At 70.3% G+C, this 17,907-nt stretch carries 13 protein-coding genes; 7 read left to right on the top strand and 6 right to left on the bottom strand.

Annotated elements, in window-relative coordinates:
* Positions 1–10 precede the first annotated feature (10 nt).
* The 3 genes from ACYSUO_RS14405 to ACYSUO_RS14395 are packed head-to-tail and all read right to left on the bottom strand — an operon-like array spanning position 11 to position 4,199.
* Positions 11–1,495 carry a purine-cytosine permease family protein gene (locus tag ACYSUO_RS14405; protein ID WP_461776481.1) on the bottom strand — a complete coding sequence of 495 codons (1,485 nt, stop codon included), beginning with the start codon at positions 1,493–1,495 and terminating at the stop codon, positions 11–13.
* Positions 1,482–2,756, bottom strand: coding sequence for an aminotransferase family protein (locus ACYSUO_RS14400; RefSeq protein ID WP_461776480.1), 1,275 nt, complete (start codon positions 2,754–2,756; stop codon positions 1,482–1,484). The genes ACYSUO_RS14405 and ACYSUO_RS14400 overlap by 14 nt, the downstream gene beginning before the upstream one ends.
* Positions 2,757–2,786: 30 nt before the next feature.
* A complete protein-coding gene (locus tag ACYSUO_RS14395) occupies positions 2,787–4,199 on the bottom strand; it encodes an amino acid permease (protein ID WP_461776479.1) in 1,413 nt (470 codons plus the stop codon).
* Positions 4,200–4,333: 134 nt separating this feature from the next.
* Here ACYSUO_RS14395 and ACYSUO_RS14390 point away from each other — a divergent pair, with 134 nt between their 5' ends.
* The gene (locus tag ACYSUO_RS14390) at positions 4,334–5,011 is read left to right on the top strand and encodes a GntR family transcriptional regulator (RefSeq protein WP_461776478.1); all 678 of its coding nucleotides are present in this window, start codon (positions 4,334–4,336) and stop codon (positions 5,009–5,011) included.
* Positions 5,012–5,120: 109 nt separating this feature from the next.
* Here the strand turns inward: ACYSUO_RS14390 and ACYSUO_RS14385 are convergent, their stop codons facing one another.
* Complete coding sequence (locus tag ACYSUO_RS14385) at positions 5,121–6,164, bottom strand: LacI family DNA-binding transcriptional regulator (protein ID WP_461776477.1); 1,044 nt, start codon at positions 6,162–6,164, stop codon at positions 5,121–5,123.
* A gap of 211 nt (positions 6,165–6,375) precedes the next feature.
* Between ACYSUO_RS14385 and ACYSUO_RS14380 the strand changes: the two genes are divergently transcribed.
* The 6 genes from ACYSUO_RS14380 to ACYSUO_RS14355 all read left to right on the top strand — a co-directional run bounded on the left by ACYSUO_RS14380 (position 6,376) and on the right by ACYSUO_RS14355 (position 15,287).
* The gene (locus ACYSUO_RS14380) at positions 6,376–7,713 is read left to right on the top strand and encodes an ABC transporter substrate-binding protein (RefSeq protein WP_461776476.1); all 1,338 of its coding nucleotides are present in this window, start codon (positions 6,376–6,378) and stop codon (positions 7,711–7,713) included.
* Positions 7,710–8,687 carry a carbohydrate ABC transporter permease gene (locus ACYSUO_RS14375; protein WP_461776475.1) on the top strand — a complete coding sequence of 326 codons (978 nt, stop codon included), beginning with the start codon at positions 7,710–7,712 and terminating at the stop codon, positions 8,685–8,687. The genes ACYSUO_RS14380 and ACYSUO_RS14375 overlap by 4 nt, the downstream gene beginning before the upstream one ends.
* A complete protein-coding gene (locus ACYSUO_RS14370; protein ID WP_328630052.1) occupies positions 8,684–9,520 on the top strand; it encodes a carbohydrate ABC transporter permease in 837 nt (278 codons plus the stop codon). The genes ACYSUO_RS14375 and ACYSUO_RS14370 overlap by 4 nt, the downstream gene beginning before the upstream one ends.
* 6 nt (positions 9,521–9,526) lie before the next feature.
* On the top strand, positions 9,527–10,150 hold the full coding sequence (locus ACYSUO_RS14365; protein ID WP_461776474.1) for a hypothetical protein: 624 nt from the start codon (positions 9,527–9,529) through the stop codon (positions 10,148–10,150).
* Positions 10,151–10,198: 48 nt separating this feature from the next.
* Positions 10,199–11,995 carry a sugar-binding domain-containing protein gene (locus ACYSUO_RS14360; RefSeq protein ID WP_461776473.1) on the top strand — a complete coding sequence of 599 codons (1,797 nt, stop codon included), beginning with the start codon at positions 10,199–10,201 and terminating at the stop codon, positions 11,993–11,995.
* Positions 11,996–12,161: 166 nt separating this feature from the next.
* Complete coding sequence (locus ACYSUO_RS14355) at positions 12,162–15,287, top strand: discoidin domain-containing protein (RefSeq protein WP_461776472.1); 3,126 nt, start codon at positions 12,162–12,164, stop codon at positions 15,285–15,287.
* Positions 15,288–15,304: 17 nt separating this feature from the next.
* On the opposite strand, the gene ACYSUO_RS14350 is transcribed toward ACYSUO_RS14355, so the two are convergent.
* Positions 15,305–16,663, bottom strand: coding sequence for an MFS transporter (locus ACYSUO_RS14350; protein WP_461776471.1), 1,359 nt, complete (start codon positions 16,661–16,663; stop codon positions 15,305–15,307).
* Positions 16,660–17,832, bottom strand: a complete 1,173-nt coding sequence (locus tag ACYSUO_RS14345; protein ID WP_461776470.1) for an acyl-CoA dehydrogenase family protein — start codon at positions 17,830–17,832, stop codon at positions 16,660–16,662. The genes ACYSUO_RS14350 and ACYSUO_RS14345 overlap by 4 nt, the downstream gene beginning before the upstream one ends.
* Positions 17,833–17,907: the final 75 nt, after the last annotated feature.

Here is a 17,907-nt window from a genome sequence, read left to right as displayed (position 1 = left end):
TGACTCCGGGCTACGCGGGCACCTCCGTCGCTCCCCGGGGCGCCTGTACCGGCACCGCGTCCTCCGGGTAGATCATCCGGTCCGGGATCCGGTGCCGTTCGCGGCGGGCCAGGAACCAGTACAGTACTCCGGGCAGCGTAAGGCCCACGATCCACGAGATGTCCGCGCCGCCCAATGACGCGACGAACGGGCCGGTGAACAGGTCCGTTGCCATGAACGGGAGTTGGACCGCCAGACCCACTCCGTACGACACCAGGGCGGGCGCCCGCCAGGATCCGTAGCGGCCGTCGGGGTCGTTGAGGGCCGGGATGTCGTAGCGCTCCTTCGCGACCAGGTAGTAGTCGGCGAGGTTCACCGCGCTCCACGGGGTGAAGAAGGCCAGCACGATGAGCAGGAACGTCGAGAACGTGTTGAGGAAGTCGCCCCGCCCGGCGAGGGCGAGGGCGGCGCCCACCACGATGATCGCGGCGATGTAGCCGACCCGCCCGCGCGGCGAGAGGCGGTAGGGCACCGCGCCCCGCCGCCGCATCCCGGTCACACTCGTCACGGTCGACATGAACGCGCCGTAGGTGTTGAGGACCGTGACGGTCAGCTTGCCGAGGGCGATGACGAAGTAGAGCACCGCCGCCATCAGGCCCGCCCCGCCGAGTGACACCACGTACGTCACCTCGTGGCCGACGAACGCCTCCCCCGCCGCCGCGGCGGCCAGCGCGCCGAAGGCCATCGACCACTGGGCTCCGAGCGCGGTCCCGGCCAGCGTCCAGCCGAACGTCGCACGGGCCGAGGTCGAGCGCGGCAGATAGCGCGAGTAGTCGGCGACGTACGGGCCGAACGACAGCTGCCAGGATGCCGAGAGCGAGACGGCGAGCAGGAACGCCGGCAGGGCGAAGCTGTGGTCGGCGAGGACCGTACCCATGTCGTCGTGCTGCAGGAGGCGTACGCCGAGGTAGACGAACGCCACGCCGCACACCACTCCGGCGAGGCGGCCCAGGAAGTGGATGAGGCGGTAGCCGACGGCGGCCGCCACCGCGGTGACCGCCGTGAAGATCAGGATGCCCGCGACGGGTCCCAGGTGGGTCAGTTCGCCGACTGCCTCGCCCGCGAGGACGGTGCCGCTGGCGGTGCAGCCGATGAACATGAACACCGCGAGGACGAGCGGCACCACCGCGCCGCGGACCCCGAACTGGGCCCGCGAGGAGATCATTTGAGGCAGGCCGAGGCGGGGGCCCTGCGCCGAGTGCAGGGCCATCACCGCGCCGCCGAGCAGGTTTCCGGCGAGGAGCCCGATGACCGCCCAGAAGGCGGTGGCGCCGAGCACCACCGCGAGGGCGCCCGTGACCACGGCCGTGATCTGCAGGTTCGCGCCCACCCACAGGGTGAACTGGCTGAACGCGGTGCCGTGCCGTTCCTCGTCCGGCACGACGTCGATCGATCGCGACTCGACCAGGCCGCCGGACTGCCCCTGCGTCGTCGGCATCGCGTCACTGGCCTTCATGTGCCGCGAGCACCGTGCCGATGGCCGCGACGAGTCCGCGCAGTTCCTCGTCGGTGGTGATGAACGGCGGGCTGATCTGCACGGTGTTGCCGCTCAGCGGGCGGGTGACGAAGCCGTGCTCGACGAGCTCGTCGGTGACCGCCTCCGCGCTGATGTCGTCGACGAGGGCGACACCGCCGAGCAGTCCCGCGACGCGTGTCTCGACGACGGACTCTCGCGTGCCCAGGACCCGCAGTTCGTCGGCGAGCACCTGCTCGAGCTCGGCGACGCGGGGCACCAGCTTCTCCTCGTCGAGGATGTCGAGGTTGCGCAGGGCGACGGCGCAGGCGGTGGCGTGCCCGGAGTAGGTGGCGCCGTGCCGGAACATGGGTGTGTCGTCCGCGTCCCGGTAGAACGGCTGCCAGATGTGCGGGGCGACGAGGACGCCGCCGAGCGGGGCGTAGCCGGAGGTGACGCCCTTGGCGAAGGTGATCAGGTCGGGTGTGAGCCCGTAGCGTTCGGTGGCGAACATGTGGCCCGTGCGCCCGAATCCGGTGATGACCTCGTCGATGATCAGCAGGATGTCGTTCTCCCGGCAGATGCGCTGCAGGCCTTCGAGGTAGCCGGGCGCGGGCGGGATCACACCACCGGTGCCCTGGACGGGTTCGGCGACGATCGCCGCGATGTGCTCGGGGCCGATCTCCCGCACGGTGTGCTCGACCGCGTCGATGTCGTACGTCGACACGCGCGCGGTCTCCGGGACCAGGGACTCGGTGCCGTAGCCGGCCCGGTTGAATTCGAGGCCCGCGATGCTCGTGCCGTAGGCGTGCAGTCCGTGGTAGGCGAACTCGCGGCTGAGGATCATGGTCTTGTCCTCGCGGCCCTCGCGCTGCCAGTGCCTGCGGGCGAGTTTGCAGGCGACGTCGATGGCGTCGCTGCCGCCGCTGTTGAGGATGACCTTGGGGTCGTCGATGGGTGACAGCGCGGCGAGGCGTTCACCGAGGGCGACGGCGCGGTCGTTCAGGTAGCGGCCGAACACGTGGTACGTCTCCAGGCGCCGCATCTGGTCGTGGGCGGCGTCGGCGAGTTCGGGGCGTGCGTGGCCGACGTTGGCGTGCCACAGGCCGGCGGTGCCGTCGAAGAGGCGGCGGCCGTCCGCAGTGAACAGGTAGCTGCCTTCGGCGCGTTCGATGGTCAGCTGGCGTCCGAGGACGGACGGGAGGTGGGCCTGCGCGCTCCACAGGGCGGGGCCGGGCAGCACGGGCGGGTTCTCCTGGGCCATGAGGTCTCCATGAGGTGTGGGGGTGGGCGGTCAGTGCCTGGTGTCGCGCCGCCGGGACCGTACGAGCACGTAGGTGGCGAGGATGGCGGCCAGGCTCAGGACGCTCAGATACAGCTGCGAGCGCGCGTCGGGGACGAGAAGCATGGAGCTCAGGACGACGATGATGCCCGCGAGAGTGGCCCAACTCAGGTACGGGTAGGCCCACATGCGCAGCTTGAGCCGCTCCGGGGACTCGCGTTCCAGCTGCCGTCGCATGCGCAGCTGCGAGCCGGCGATGATCGCGTAGACGAACAGGCCTACGGCGCCTGCCGAGTTGATGATGAAGTTGAAGATGGTGTCAGGGGCGACATAGCTCATGGCGACGGCCACGTATCCGACGGACGTGCAGGCCAGGATCGCCTTCCACGGGGTGCCCTTGCGGCTGCGGTGGGCGACCCAGCGGGGCGCCCACTTGTTGCCCTGGAGGGCGAAGAGCATGCGGGAGGCCGTGTACAAACCGGAGTTGAGCACGGAGAGGACCGAGGTGAGCACCACGACGTTGATGATGGTCGTCGCCGCGGGCACGCCCATCTTGCCGAAGGCGGCCGCGTACGGACTGGTCTCGGTCGGGATCCGGTCCCACGGCGTCATCATCACCAGCAGGGTGACCGAGCCGACGTAGAAGATGATGACCCGCCACACCGTGGAGGAGGTCGCCTTGACGACGGACTTCACGGGGTTGTCGGATTCGGCGGCGGCGATGGTGACGATCTCGGTGCCGACGTAGGAGAAGATCACGAGGACGACGCCGTGCAGGATGGCCGACAGGCCGTTGGGGGCGAATCCGTCGAGGGCGACGTTGCCCACCGACAGTTTGGCGTCCGGCCACAGCCCCAGCGCGAAGAGTGTGCCGGCGACGAGGAACACGACGATGGTGACGACCTTGATGGAGGCCAGCCAGAACTCGGTCTCCCCGAACGAGCGGGTCGACACCAGGTTCGTGGCCGTCAGCAGTGTCATCAGGATCAGGGAGAAGAGCCACTGCGGTACGCCGGGTATCCAGAGCCTCAGCAGCTTGGCGCCCGCGACCGCCTCGAAGGCGACGACGCCGACCCAGAAGTACCAGTACAGCCAGCCGATGGTGTATCCGGCCCAGCCGCCGAGGGACGTCCTCGCGTACTCCATGAACGAGCCGAGGGTCGGCGAGGCGGTCGCCATCTCGCCGAGCATCCGCATGACGAGGATGACCAGGAGGCCGCCGAGCGCGTAGGACAGGATGCTCGCCGGTCCGACGGTGTGGATGACGGCGCCGCTGCCGACGAAGAGGCTGGCGCCGACGATGCCGCCGAGGGCGATCATGCGGACGTGCCGCTGCCTGAGGGTGCGGGGCGCATCGGAGGGCTGCCGCTCGGGGGCCGTCCCCTCACCCGGATCGATCCTGTCGTTCTCGCGAGTTGTCCGCACTGTGGAGAGCCCTCCTGCCACATCGGTTCAGTGGGTCACGCAGGCGACGGGCCGTGAGCGGCCGAAGCAGTGCGCAACTGTAGAACAGTTCTACTGTTCGGCACCAGAGGTCCCAGGGTGGTTACGATGACGCCATGACGGCACTTGAAGGGCTGGTGGCCCAGCGGACCACGACCGCACAGCAGATCGCCGACGGTCTGTCGGAGCGGATCCTCGCCGGCTCCTTCCGGCCGGGCGAGCGCCTGCGCGAGAGCGCCATCGCCGCCGAACTCGGCATCGCCCGCAACACGGTGCGCGAGGCCGTCCGCCTGCTGGAGCACGGCGGTCTGATCCGGTTCCAGGCCAACCGCGGGGCCGTGGTCATCTCCCCCACGCCGCGGAGCGTCGACGAGCTCTACACGGCTCGCGAGCACTTGGAGGCGGCGGCCCTCGCGGCGCCCCTCGGTGCGGCCCAACTCGCCGCTGTGGAGGCGGCGTACGACAACCTCGTCACCGTCACGGCCTCACTGCGACGCGCCGACATCGTGGCCGCGGACCTCGCCTTCCACGGGGCGATCGTGGCGACGCTCGGCAACGCGCGCCTCGACGCGTTCTACGCCGGGCTCACCCGTGAACTGCGCTTCTACCTCATGGCGTTGTCCGCCCACGAACGCGAGAACGAGAACCCGCGCAGGCTGCTCGGCGAGCACGAACCGCTGATGTCCGCGATCCGCGCGGGCGACGCGCAGCGCGCGCAGCGGGAGGCGCGACACCACATCGCGTCGAACGCGGCGCGGGTGCAGGAGATCCTGGCGACGTCGTTCGAGGGGTGAACGGCAGGGCAGGGCGCGGGGTCCAGGGCTCTCACGAGTCGTGAACTGCGGTGCAGTACCGGGGCGTTCGGCCTCCAGCGAGATGAACGGCGGTGCTGAGCGCGAGCGTTCAGGGCTCCAACGGTTTCCGTTCGCCCCCGCTCGACTCCCGCACCTCCAGCCAATGCGGCGCCATGTGCACCTCGAACGGCGGGGGGTCCTCCGCGCGGATGCGGTCGACCAGACACTTCACGGCCAGCGCGGCGATCGCCGACTTGTCGGGGACCACCGAGGTCAGCGACGGCGTGCCGTAGAGGGCCTCCTCCGAGCCGTCGACGCCTGCCAGGGCCACGTCGCCGGGGATGGACAAGTCCGCTTCGTGCAGGGCGCGGCGGGCACCGACGGCCAGGAGGTCGCTGAAGCAGAAGACCGCGTCGGGGCGCTGACCCTTCGGAAGCGCAGTCAGGGTGCGCATCGCCTGGAGGCCGTTGCGGCGGTCGAAGTCCTTGATCTGGGGCGCGAGGCGGGGGTCGTAGGTGAGGCCCGCGTCGTGCAGCGCCTGCTGGAAACCCTCCAGGCGTTGGCGGCTCGTGGCGGAACCCGCCTTGTCGACGCCGATCGCGGCGATGCGGGTGCGGCCGAGACTCGCCAGGTGTGCGGTGGCCTCGCGGGCCGCCGCCACGTTGTCGATGAGGACGTGGTCCGCCACCACGCGGTCGCCCTCGTAGCTGCGCTCGCCGAGGAGGACGAGGGGGAACTGGTCGGTGACGGGGGCGAGTTCGTCAGGCGAGACATGCAGCGGGGAGAGGATCACGCCGTCCAGGAGTGACGCGCCGACGCCCGTCGCGAGGCGCAGTTCCTCCTTGGTGTCGCCGAGGGTCTCCTCGATGAGGACGGTAAAGCCGAGCGCCGCCGCCTCGGTGCGCACGTGGTGGGCGAGTTCCGCGAAGTAGGGCGTGGCCAGGTCGGGCACGGCGAGGGCGATCAGGCCACTGCGCCCGGTCCGCAGCCTGCGGGCCGAGGGGTTCGGCCGGTACCCCAGCTCCTGCACGGCGCGCATCACGCGGGTCCGCGTGGCTTCCGAGACCCGCGGCGCGTCCCGTACAACGTTGGAAACGGTTTTGATCGACACCCCCGCCCGCTCGGCGACGTCCTTGAGCGTCACTGCTGCCACTGCCCGGCTCCCCTCACATTGTCTTCCTTGATTATGCACGTGGTGACCGTCGTTCACAGCCCTGATCCCGGTCCGCGTTCATTTACGTCAGAGGGTTGACCTCGGCGACACGCACTGGTTACAACGTTGGAATCCGCCGCCGTCGGGGTGCGCCGCAGCACCTGCGCACCAGCCGCGGTGCCCCACACGCCTGCCTCATGAGAGGTCTCTCATGCCCGAGCCCCGAAGCGGCCCGCGCCCCCACCTCAGCCGCCGGGCCGTCCTGACCACCGCGGCCGCCGGGGTCGGTGCCGCGCTGACCGGAACGTTGTCCGGCTGTTCCACCGCGAGCGGCGGCACGTCGCGCGGTGTCACCCTCAGGTTCTCCTGGTGGGGCAATGACGACCGTGCCGCGCGCACCGAGAAAGCGGTGCGCCTCTTCGAGAAGGAGCACCCCGGCGTCACCGTCCGCACGTCGAACGGTGAATTCGGCGCGTACCTCCAGAAGTTGGCGACGCAGGCCGCGGGCGGCGGCATCCCCGACGTGGTGCAGCTGGACTACCGGCAGGTGTCCCAGTACGCCGGCGGTGACGCGCTGCTGTCCCTCGACGACGCCATCAAGGACGGCACCATCGACACGTCCGACATGGACCGCAGCTTCCTGCGCACCGGCACGTACCGGGGCGTCCAGTACGCCCTGCCGATGGGCCGTGGCATCACCGGGTTCGCCTACGACTCGAAGATCTTCGAGCGGGCCGGGATCGGCACACCTCCCACCGACTGGACCTGGCAGGAGTGGGCCGAGGCCAACAAGAAGATCACCGCCTTGGGCCTGAAGTCCCCCGACGGCCGCACGCTGCGCGGCGCCAATGACGGCGGCGGCAACGAGGACATCTTCGAGGACTGGCTGCGCGGTCGCGGCGGGAAGCTCTACAAGAGCCAGACCGAACTCGCCTTCACCGAGGACGATCTCGCCGAGTTCTGGACGTTCTACGACCGCCTCCGCAAGACGGGCGCGATCGCAGAGCCCCGGGACTCCGTGCAGGCCACGAACACCGAGATGTCCCCGATGGGCCGCCACCTCGCCGCCTCCGACTTCACGTGGGACGCACCCTTCCCCGGCTATGTCGACCTGCTCGGCGACCACATCCACTACGCGCCGGTGCCCACGACCGACGGCAGGCAGGGCGCGTACTTCAAGCCGAGCATGCTGGTCGGCATCGGCGCGCACTCCCCGCACCCCAAGGAGGCTGCGCAGTTGGTCGACTTCCTGCTCAACGACAGGCGGGCCGGCGACATCCTCGGGTTCTCCCGGTCCACCCCGCCCAACCGGACGATCGCCGCGCGCGTCGGCAAGACGCTCGAGGGCCCCGAGCTGGAGATCTACCGCTACGCGCAGACGATGGAGAAGTACGGCCTCGACGCTCCGCCGACCGCCCCGCCGCCCGCCGACCTGGCGATCCAGCCCACGTTCAACCGCGTGTACCAGCGCGTGATGTACGGCAAGGCCACTCCCCGCCAGGCGGCGCGCGAACTCATCGACGAGGCCACCAAGGAGCTGAGGTCATGAGCGCACTCACCACCAAGGCGCCCGCCCCCGCACACCAGGACCCCGAACGGTCCACGTCCGGCGGCCGCGTCCGCCGGGTGCGCGAGAAGCAGTGGCCCGCCTACGTGTTCCTCTCGCCGTGGATGATCGGCGCGGTCGTGCTGACGCTCGTACCGATGACGGTGTCGCTGTATCTGTCGTTCACGGACTACAACCTGTTCGACCCCCCGAAGTGGATCGGCCTGCGCAACTACACCGACATGCTCACCGACGATCCCCGCTATTGGCGCTCGGTCGGCACCACGATGCTGTACGTCGTCGTGGCCGTCCCGCTGAAGCTGGGTCTCGCCCTCGGTGTGGCGATGCTGCTGAAGAACCTCGGCCGGGGCCGGGCCTTCTACCGCTCCGCGTTCTACGCGCCGTCGCTGCTCGGGGCGAGCATGTCCATCGCGCTGGTGTGGCGGGCGCTGTTCAACGACGGCGGGACCGTCTCCCACATCCTCGGAAGCATCGGCATCCACACGGGCGGCTGGGTCGGCAACGCCGATCTCTCCATCTACGTGATCGTCCTGCTGACGGTGTGGCAGTTCGGCGCCCCGATGGTCATCTTCCTGGCGGGTCTGCAGCAGATCTCGCCCGATCTGTACGAGGCCGCGGCGCTCGACGGGGCGGGCCGCTGGCGGCAGTTCGTCTCGGTGACCGTGCCGATGCTGTCCCCGGTCGTCTTCTTCAACCTGGTCCTCGAAGTCATCAACTCCTTCCAGGTCTTCACCCCCGCGTTCGCCGTCAGCGGCGGCGAGGGCGGACCCGCCGACTCCACGCTGTTCTACACGCTGTACCTGTACGAGCGCGGCTTCACGGCCTCGCACATGGGCTACGCCTCGGCGATGGCCTGGCTGCTGCTGATCGCGATCGGCGTGGTCACCCTGATCCTCTTCCGGACGTCCCGGTCGTGGGTCTTCTACGCCGATGACAACGAGGGGGCAGCCCGATGAACATCGCCGCGAAGCGGTGGGTGCCGCACACGATCGCCGCCGTGGGCCTGTTGGTGCTGCTGTACCCGCTGGCCTGGCTGCTCGCCACGTCCCTGAAGCCGGCCGACGAGGTCATCGCCAGCCTCGACCTGTGGCCCAGCCACCTGGAGTGGGGCAACTACACGACCGCCCTCGACGGTGTGTCGGGCGTTCCGGTGAGCCGGCTGCTCGGCAACACCCTGCTGATCGCCGGCGGGGCCGTTCTCGGCAATGTGCTGTCCTGCTCGCTGGCCGCGTACGCCTTCGCGCGGCTGCGGTTCCGGATGAGCAAGCCGATGTTCGGCTTCATGGTGGCGACGCTGATGCTGCCGCACCACGTCGTGCTGATCCCGCAGTACATCATCTTCAACCGGCTCGGCCTCACGGACACGTTCTGGCCGCTGATCCTGCCGAAGTTCCTCGCCACCGAGGCGTTCTTCGTGTTCCTCATCGTGCAGTTCATGCGGGGGATTCCGCGGGAGCTGGAGGAGTCGGCGCGGATCGACGGCTGCGGCCCTTTCCGCACCTACTGGGCGATCACGCTGCCGCTCAGCCGTCCGGCGCTGATCACCACGGCCATCTTCACGTTCATCTGGACGTGGAACGACTTCTTCACGCAGATGATCTATCTGTTCTCGCCGGAGAAGTCGACCATCACGCTCGCCCTACGCAGCTTCGTCGACCAGGGCAGCACCTCCGCGTACGGGCCGATGTTCGCCATGTCGGTGATCTCCGTCCTGCCGATCGTGCTGTTCTTCTTCGTCTTCCAGCGCTATCTCGTGCAGGGCATGGCGACCTCCGGGCTGAAGGGCTGAGACGACATGGCTCACACACCTGTCGCGCCGCGCGGCACGGGACAGCAACGCAAGGAACCGGGCGAGGTGTTCGGCGTCGGCTTCTCGCTCTTCGCGGACATGCTGCTCGTCGGCCTGCTGACCAGCGTCGCCTGCCTGCCCGTCGTCACGGCGCCCGCCGCCTTCTCGGCGGCGTCGGCGACGCTGCGCGGCACGGCGCACAGCGGCGTCCAGATCAGTGTCCGCGGATACGTCGGTGAGCTGCGCGCACGTCTCGGCACGCGCACACTGCTGGCCGGCCTCGTCCCGCCGCTCTTCGCCCTGCTCCTGCTGCTCGACAGCCGGCTGCTCGGCACCGACCTGCCGGGCGCGAAGGTCCTGGCGCCCGCCCTGTTGCTGCTCGCCCTGGGGGCCGCGGTGGTGGGGCTGCGGGCCACGGCGTTGGAGGAGCCGCATCGGCTGTCGGCCCGTGAGGCGCTCGTCCGCTCGGTCGCCGATCCGCGCGGCAGTCTGCTCCTCGCGGGCGCCGTGGTCCTGGCCGCGCTCCTCGCGTGGGCGATGCCGATGCTCGTCCCGCTGCTGCCCGGCCCGCTGACCTTCGCCGCCACGGCCGTCGACCTCCGCTCCCCCACGATCCGCCCCGCGCCCTGACACCCCGGCCCGTCCCCTGAACAGCGCACCACACCACCGGAGTTCTCCTTGTCTCACACCCATCTCGACGTCGCAGGACACCCCCGGCCGCAGCTCGTCCGGGACCCGGACTGGCACGACCTGAGCGGTCCGTGGCGGTTCGCCCGTGACGACGACGGCCGCGGCCGCGCGGAGCGCTGGATGGATCCGGATGTCACCGAGCCGTTCACCGGCGTCGTGACCGTGCCCTACCCGCCCGAGTCCGAGGCGTCCGGGGTGCGGGACGCCGGCTTCCACCCCGTGCTCTGGTACCGGCGCACGATCGACGTGGCCCGGCCCGCCGCGGGCCGCCGCCTGCTTCTGCACTTCGGAGCGGTCGACCACCGTGCGGAGGTCTGGGTGGACGGTCGCCTGGTCGGCCGGCACGAGGGCGGACACACCGGCTTCTCCTGCGATGTCACGGACGTGCTCGACGGGGACGGCGAGCACGTCCTCGTGGTCCGCGCGGAGGACCAGCCGCTCGACGTGACGCAGCCGCGCGGCAAGCAGGACTGGCACCGCGACCCGCACGTCATCTGGTACCACCGCACGTCGGGGATCTGGCAGCCCGTCTGGCTGGAGGAGGTGCCCGAACTGCACGTGACGACGCTGCACTGGACTCCCGACGTCGCGAACGCCCGCGTCCGCTGCCGGGTTCGCCTGAGCGGGTGGCCCGCGTCGCCCGTGCATGTGTCGGTGCGTCTCGCACTGGGCGAGCGCGTCCTCACCGACCAGCGGACTCTCGCCGAGAGCCAGGAGACGTCGTTCGACGTCGCGGTGCCCGCCCTGCGCAACGGCCAGGACCTGGACGGTGTGCTGTGGAGCCCGGAGCGCCCGCACCTCGTGGACGCGACGGTCGATGTCACCGACACCTCGGACGGCGCGGCCGTCGACCACGTCTCGTCGTACCTCGGGCTGCGAGACATCGGCTGGGACGACGGTCTCTTCCTCCTCAACCACAAGCCGTACTTCCTGCGGCTCGCGCTCCAACAGGGCTACTGGCCGGGCTCGCACCTCGCGGCGTCCGGCGAGGAGCTGCGCCGGGAGGCCGAACTGGCCAAGGAGATCGGCCTCAACGGGCTGCGCATCCACCAGAAGATCGAGGATCCGCGCTTCCTGTACTGGGCGGACCGGCTCGGCCTCGTGCTGTGGGGCGAGATGCCGTCGGCGTACGCGTTCTCCACGACCACCGTGGAGCGGGTGGTCGCCGAGTGGACGGAGGCGGTCTCGCGCGACCTGAGTCACCCCTCGATCGTCGCCTGGATTCCCCTCAACGAGTCCTGGTCCGTGCCCAATCCGGCGCTCGTCCCCGAGCAGCGCCACTTCATGGACGCCCTGTACCACCTGACGAAGGCCCTCGATCCCTCGCGGCCCGCCGTCTCCAACGACGGCTGGGAGATCTCGGCCGGTGACATGTGGGGCGTGCACGACTACACGCAGAGCGCCGATGTGCTGCGCGAACGGTACGGCCATGCATCCCTGCGCGGGGGCGAGTTGACCGAGCAGTGGCCCGGCGTCCGGCGCCTCACACTGGACGGGGTGCGCCACCAGGGGCAGCCGGTCGTGCTCAGCGAGTTCGGCGGCGCCACCTTCGAACCGGCCGAGGGCGCCGAGTGGTTCGGCTACGACACCGTCGCCACCGACAAGGACTTCGCCGAGCGGCTGTCCTCCCTGGTGGGGGCCGCCGTGAACTCGGGGCTCGCGGGCTTCTGCTACACCCAGTTCACCGACACCGAGCAGGAGGTCAACGGCCTGCTGACGGCGGACCGCGAACCGAAGCTCCCCGTGCCCGAACTCCGCGCGATCCTCACCAGGACCCGCGGCTGACCTCGGTGATGGCCGGTACGTGTCCGCGGGCGATGCGTCGCCCGCGGACACGTACCGGCCATCACGCCCTCCCCGTCCGACCGTTGACGCCCGCCGACACAGATCGAATACTGAGCCCCTTGCACCTGACAACGTTGTCTCGTGATTCGCGAAAGAGGTCCTGGCCATGCCGCACCACCTCCCGCAGCTCCATCGCCGCAGGTTCCTGCAGGCCGTCGGCCTGACGGGCGCCATGGCCGCCCTTCCCACTCTCACCGGCACGAACCCGTCGCGAGCGGCTGGGCGTTCGGCCACTCCCCCGGACGACATCGCCGCCACCTACCACCGGGTGCTGCTGGACCACACCCGCTGGTCCGAGACCCAGTGGGACGCGGCACTCGGCCACTACAAGGCGAAGGACTTCGGGTTCGCCGTGGTCCTCGGCAACGCGGTCCTGCTGACGCAGGGCACGTACGACGGTGAGCGGGCCGGCATCGACCGGGACACTCTCAAGGCGCGCACGCTCGCCACCATTCGGCACTTCGCGGCGTCGAACCGGCTCACGGGCGGCACCGAATGGGGCCGCAAGCTGTTCTTCGACACCACCTTCCAGTCGTACTTCGTGCTCGCCGCGCGCCTCCTGTGGGACGAGCTCGACGACACGACGCGCGACCGGATCGACACCATCACGCGCGAACAGGCCGCGTACACCACGTCGTTGGGGACGGGCGACGACCCCGACTCGGGTGACTGGACACCGAACGGCCTCAAGGGCGGCCACGTCGGTGACACCAAGCTGGAGGAGATGGGTCTGTACGCGCAGACCCTCGCGCCCGCCCTCGCCTGGGCGCCCGACGATCCGCGCCACGCCGACTGGGAGTCCGGCTACGGCACGTGGTCGCGCAACGAGGCCGGGCTTCCGCCCGCCGACCTGGCCAATCCGGCGCTCGTCGACGGTGTGCGCGTCTCGCGCAACACCGCGCGGAACCTGTACGACACGTTCATCGTCGAGAACCACGGCTCCTTCGGCCCGCACTACCAGGAGGAGTTGTGGCGCACCTCGGGGCGGAACGCCGCGCACTTCCTGGCGGCTGGCCGGCCGCTGCCCGAGGTGCTGACGAAGCAGCCGAACGCGGAGCCGCTGTGGCGCACGCTCCTTGGTGTCATGAGCGACGCCGGTGAGCCGTTGATGCCGATGGTGAACGACCGCGAGCACCTCTACGGCCGGGACATCATCCCGCTGGCCTTCTTCGCGCAGGTGGTGGGCGACCGGGCGGCTGCGCGCGCCGAACAGGCGCTGGCAGAGCGGCTCGAGGCGTACCAGAAGTATCCGCCGGAACACCGTCTGGCCAAGTTCTCCGGGGAGCCGAAGTACGAGCCGGAGGCGCGCGCCGAGCTGGCCATCAGCTATCTGCTGCACGTGTGGGCGGCGGAGGAAGGGCGCGACCCGGTCCGCCCGTACTCGGCGGAGGAGCTGTTCGCCCACGCGTCCGGGGTCACGGACTTCGGCACCGGCCCCGGCCTCGTCTCGCACCAGACACCGGCCGCCTGGGCGGGCACCGTCAGCAAGCCCGACTTCGTGAAGTTCGCCTGGCAGCCGGGGCACGACGACTGGCTGTTCAAGCTGAGCGGCGCGACGCCGATGTTCCTCCCCTCCTCCAAGGGCAAGGTCACCCACCGCGCGGTACGGCTCTACGAGTCCCTGCGCGACGGCTTCGACGGCAGCGCGAGCGTCCTCCAACTGGACGGCGGTTACGCGGGGTTCGCGACGCTGCCGACCGGCTCGGTCGTCTACGCGACGTCCGGGACGGGCGCGGGCGAGGGCCATCTGGAGATCCACAACCTCACGATGCCGGGCATGGCGGGACTCGACGGGTCGCGCACCTACCGCTTCGAGGAGGGCAGCGCGTCTGTGCGGGCGCAGGAGGGATCGGGCTCGGCGGCGCGCGTCGACAAGGTCGATGTCCCGCGCACGGCCGTGCGGCACATCCGGATGCTCGGGGTGCGGCCCGATCCGACGTACGGGTACTCGCTGTTCGCCCTGGAGGTGCGCGACGGCGCGGACGGGGCGGACCTCGCGCGCGGCGCGGCGGCGACCGCGTCGTCGAGCGAAACGGGCAGGGGGCCGGGGCTCGCCGTCGACGGTGACCCGGCGACCCGGTGGGCCGTGTCCAAGGCCGACCGTCCGCGCGCGGACAGCTGGCTCGCCGTGGACCTCGGCGCGCGGCACGACATCGACCAGGTGACACTGCGCTGGGAGGCCGCCGCGGGCCGCGCCTACCGCATCCAGGGCTCGACCGACGGCGAGACCTGGGAGGACCTGGCCAGTTGGCCGGTGCCGGACGTGAGCAGCCGTGGCGGCTGGCTCGACGTCGACGGCAGGGCGGGACTCGTCGTCCGCGGTGGCAAGCACCCGCTCGCGGTGTACGGAGACACGATCGTGGCGGCGGACGGTCCGGCGGCGCCCGTCGTGGTCGAGGGCTTCGCGGGCTCGTCGACGAGCGCGTTGCGCACGGTCGCCCGTAGGCCCGCCCCCACGGCAGAGGCCGATGGTGTCCAAGTGGCGCTCACCGATGGGTACTTGAGCCTGTTCAACCTGTCGGGCGAGCGGGTCGTCACCACGGCCGACGTCCCGCAGTCCGGTGACCGTCGCACCGCCTTCCAAGGTGACCAGAGCGTCACGGATGACGGTGTCACCTACCGCGCGGACCTCGACGCGGCCGAGGCGGTGCTGCTCGCACCCCGGTTCACACTGGCTCCGCTGACCGGCGATCGACTGCCCGCCGGGCTGCGCGTCCGCGTGGTCGACGGCGCCACACTCCGGCTCTCCGGGGCGGCGTGCCGGGTCCGTGTGGAGGCGCAGGGCCGCCACGCCGTGGCCACGGTGTCCCGTACGCGGGAGACGACGCTGCACCTCCCCGGCGCCACCGCCTTCCCGTTGGACGACCGCGCGCTCGGCCGGACCGTCTTCCCGACCAGCCCGCTGCCCGCGGGCATGTCCGACCCGGCGACAGCGGTGGACGGCGACCCGGGCACCTCGTGGCGCCCGGGGCCCGGCGGGCGCCTGGTCGTCGACCTCGGCGAGGAGGTCGCGCTGCGCACCGTGGAGGCGCAGTGGACGGTCGGCGGCGCCCCCGCGGCCGAGGTGGAACTCAGCACCGACGGGCTCGAGTATCGGGTCGCGGGCCGGCTCGACGGGAAGCGGCCGGACCGGTCGCTGTCGCTCGGCTCGGCGAGGGCCCGTTACGTCGCCTTCAAGGTGCCCGGCGAGCGGGCCACGGACGCGCGCCTGGTGCGGCTTTCCGTGCGCTGACCCTTGGCTGATCCCGGTCAGTCGCCCGCGGGGGCGGCGGCCGGGGTCTCAGTGTCCTGTGGGGCTGCCACCGGCGCCGCCTTCGACCGGCGCCACGGGCCGCGGAAGAGCAGTGACGCCGGGACGAACACGGCCATGCAGCACAGCGAGACGATCAGCCAGTCCCGCCAGCCGTGGGCCTCGACGACGCGGGGCACGGCGAGGAGCACCACCACACCCATCGCCTTGGTCAGGAAGGTGAACACACCCCAGGCGGTGCCCTGCAGGCGCGGGTCGACGTCCTCGGCGTTCTCCGAGAAGTTCGCCATCCACGGCCCGTAGGCGCAGCCCATCACCCCGCCGAGGAGCGCTCCGGTGATCGCAATGTGCAGGTGCGAGACGTCGTCGCGTCCGACGAGGCCGGCCAGGTACCCGGTGAGCAGCACACTGCCCACCGTCCCTCCGACGCAGAAGGGCTTGCGCAGTTGCAGCCTGTCGGAGAACCGGCCGGACAGGACGAGGGTGAAGATGTTCAGCGTCCAGAACGCCGCCATGATCTGCGAGGCCGTCGCGGCGTCGAGGTCGAAGCTCTCCGCGAGCATCGTCTGCCCGTACACAACGAGTGTCACGTACAGCACGAGCCAGGACGCGATGCCGATCACATGGGCCCAGATGGCGCGGTGCTTGAACAGGTCGCGCGCTCGGGCCGGTTGGGTGTGGTCCGCGTGGCCGAGGGTCTCCCGCTCGGACTGCACGATACGGGCCCGCAACTCCGGTGAGAGGTCCGCGATGTTGAAGGCGATCACCACGGAGAGCACGAGGGACACCGAGCCCATGATGACGAACTGCGAGCGCCACGAGTCGTCGAACAGCGGCAGCGTGAGGCTGGCGACCGCGGCGGCCAGGAAGCTCGCGCCGACCGGGCCCCAGGTCCAGAAGCCGAAGGCCTGCGCCCGGCCCATCCGCGGCGAGAAGTCCCGCACCAGCGGTGCGGTGCCCGCCATCGCCATGCCGTCGACGACCGACAACACGGCGCGCACGGCGAGGAGTTGGCCGGCCGAGTGGACGGTCGTCATCAGGAAGCAGCAGCCCGCGGTGAGCATCAGCAGCGGCACGATGAGCCGCACCCGGCCCACGGTGTCGGTGAGCCGTCCGCCGACCATCGACGCCACGGCCCCGGCGACGAGCGCCGTCGCGGAGACGGCCCCGTAGGTGGTCAGCGTGATGTCGAGGTCGTCGAGGAGCAGCGGCACCACGGGTGCGATCTGGCCCTCGTAGGAGGCGATGAGGACCGCGAGGACCGCCATCGACAGGATGCGCATCCGCTGTCCGGCGTCCGGGTACTGGTCGAGCTCGCGCACCCGGAAGAGCCGGATGCGCGGGCGCCGCCCGGTCACTCGCCGATCCCGCCGAGTCGTACGTGCCCCTTGATGAGGTTGCGGGCGATGGTGCGCTTCTGGATCTCGTCGGTGCCCTCGAAGATGCGCAGCAGCCGCAGCTCGCGGTACCAGCGTTCGATGGGCAGTTCCTTGGTGTAGCCCATGCCGCCGTGGATCTGCAGGACGCGGTCGACGACCTGGTTGGCCATCACCGCTCCGTTGAGCTTGGCGATCGACGAGGCGTGCCGGGCGTCCATGCCCTGCTGGACCCGCCAGGCTGCGTACAGGGTGAGCCACTTCGCGGACTCGATCTCCACCTGGGAGTCGGCGATGTGCCACTGGATGGCCTGGTAGTCGGCGATGGGCCGGCCCATGGAGTGCCGCTGGCGGGCGTAGTCGACGCCCATCTGGAGCATGCGTTCGGCGGAGCCGATGGCCCGTGCGGGGATGAGATAGCGGCCCTGGCCGATCCACTGCATGGCGAGCTCGAAGCCCTTGCCGACCTCGCCGAGGACGTTGCGGCCGGGGACGCGTACCTCGTCGAAGACGAGCGAGGCCGGGCCCCACTGGCCCATGGTCTCGATCGGTTCGGACTTCCAGCCCATGTCGCGGTCGACGAGGAAGCAGGTGACACCGCCGTCGGCGCCCTTGTCCGGGTCGGTGACCGCGAACACCATCACGAAGTCGGCCTCGTTGCCCCCGGTGATGAAGGTCTTCTCGCCGGTGATCAGCCAGTCGTCGCCGTCGCACACGGCGCGGCTGCGGATGTTGCGGGCGTCGGAGCCCGCGCCGGGTTCGGTGATGGCGAAGCAGGAGCGGCGCTCGCCCTCGATGGTGGGCAGCAGGTACTCCTGCTTCTGCTCGTCGTCGCAGGCGTAGAGGATGTTGTCGGCGCTGCCACCGAAGCTGAAGGGGACGAACGTGCGGCCCATCTCCATCGCGATGATCGCCGACATGACGGCGCCGAGGTTCATCCCGCCGTACTCCTCCGGGGTGTTGACACCCCAGAAGCCGGACCGGCGGGCCTTGGCGCGGAGTTCGGCGACGACTTCGGGGTCGACACCCGGCTGACCGGCCCGTTCGTTGCGCAGGACGTCCTGCTCCAGCGGCATCACTTCCTTGGTGATGAACGCGCGCACGGTGTCCCTGATCTGACGTTCCTCGGTGGACAGCGAGAAGTCGACCATGAAAGTGCCCCCTCAATCCCGAGTACGGGAATCCTGGAACGGGAATCTAGGAATGAGTTCAAGTTGCCCGCGGCC

The organism is Streptomyces sp. UC4497, from assembly GCF_054871485.1.
The sequence above is the reverse complement of the archived record's forward strand: the minus strand, read 5'-3'. Positions and strand labels throughout refer to the sequence as shown.

Coding starts and splice junctions, on each gene's coding strand:
- ACYSUO_RS14405 (WP_461776481.1), bottom strand. CDS start 1,495: ATGAAGGCCAGTGACGCGATGCCGACGACGCAGGGGCAGTCCGGCGGC.
- ACYSUO_RS14400 (WP_461776480.1), bottom strand. CDS start 2,756: ATGGCCCAGGAGAACCCGCCCGTGCTGCCCGGCCCCGCCCTGTGGAGC.
- ACYSUO_RS14390 (WP_461776478.1), top strand. CDS start 4,334: ATGACGGCACTTGAAGGGCTGGTGGCCCAGCGGACCACGACCGCACAG.
- ACYSUO_RS14380 (WP_461776476.1), top strand. CDS start 6,376: ATGCCCGAGCCCCGAAGCGGCCCGCGCCCCCACCTCAGCCGCCGGGCC.
- ACYSUO_RS14375 (WP_461776475.1), top strand. CDS start 7,710: ATGAGCGCACTCACCACCAAGGCGCCCGCCCCCGCACACCAGGACCCC.
- ACYSUO_RS14370 (WP_328630052.1), top strand. CDS start 8,684: ATGAACATCGCCGCGAAGCGGTGGGTGCCGCACACGATCGCCGCCGTG.
- ACYSUO_RS14365 (WP_461776474.1), top strand. CDS start 9,527: ATGGCTCACACACCTGTCGCGCCGCGCGGCACGGGACAGCAACGCAAG.
- ACYSUO_RS14355 (WP_461776472.1), top strand. CDS start 12,162: ATGCCGCACCACCTCCCGCAGCTCCATCGCCGCAGGTTCCTGCAGGCC.
- ACYSUO_RS14345 (WP_461776470.1), bottom strand. CDS start 17,832: ATGGTCGACTTCTCGCTGTCCACCGAGGAACGTCAGATCAGGGACACC.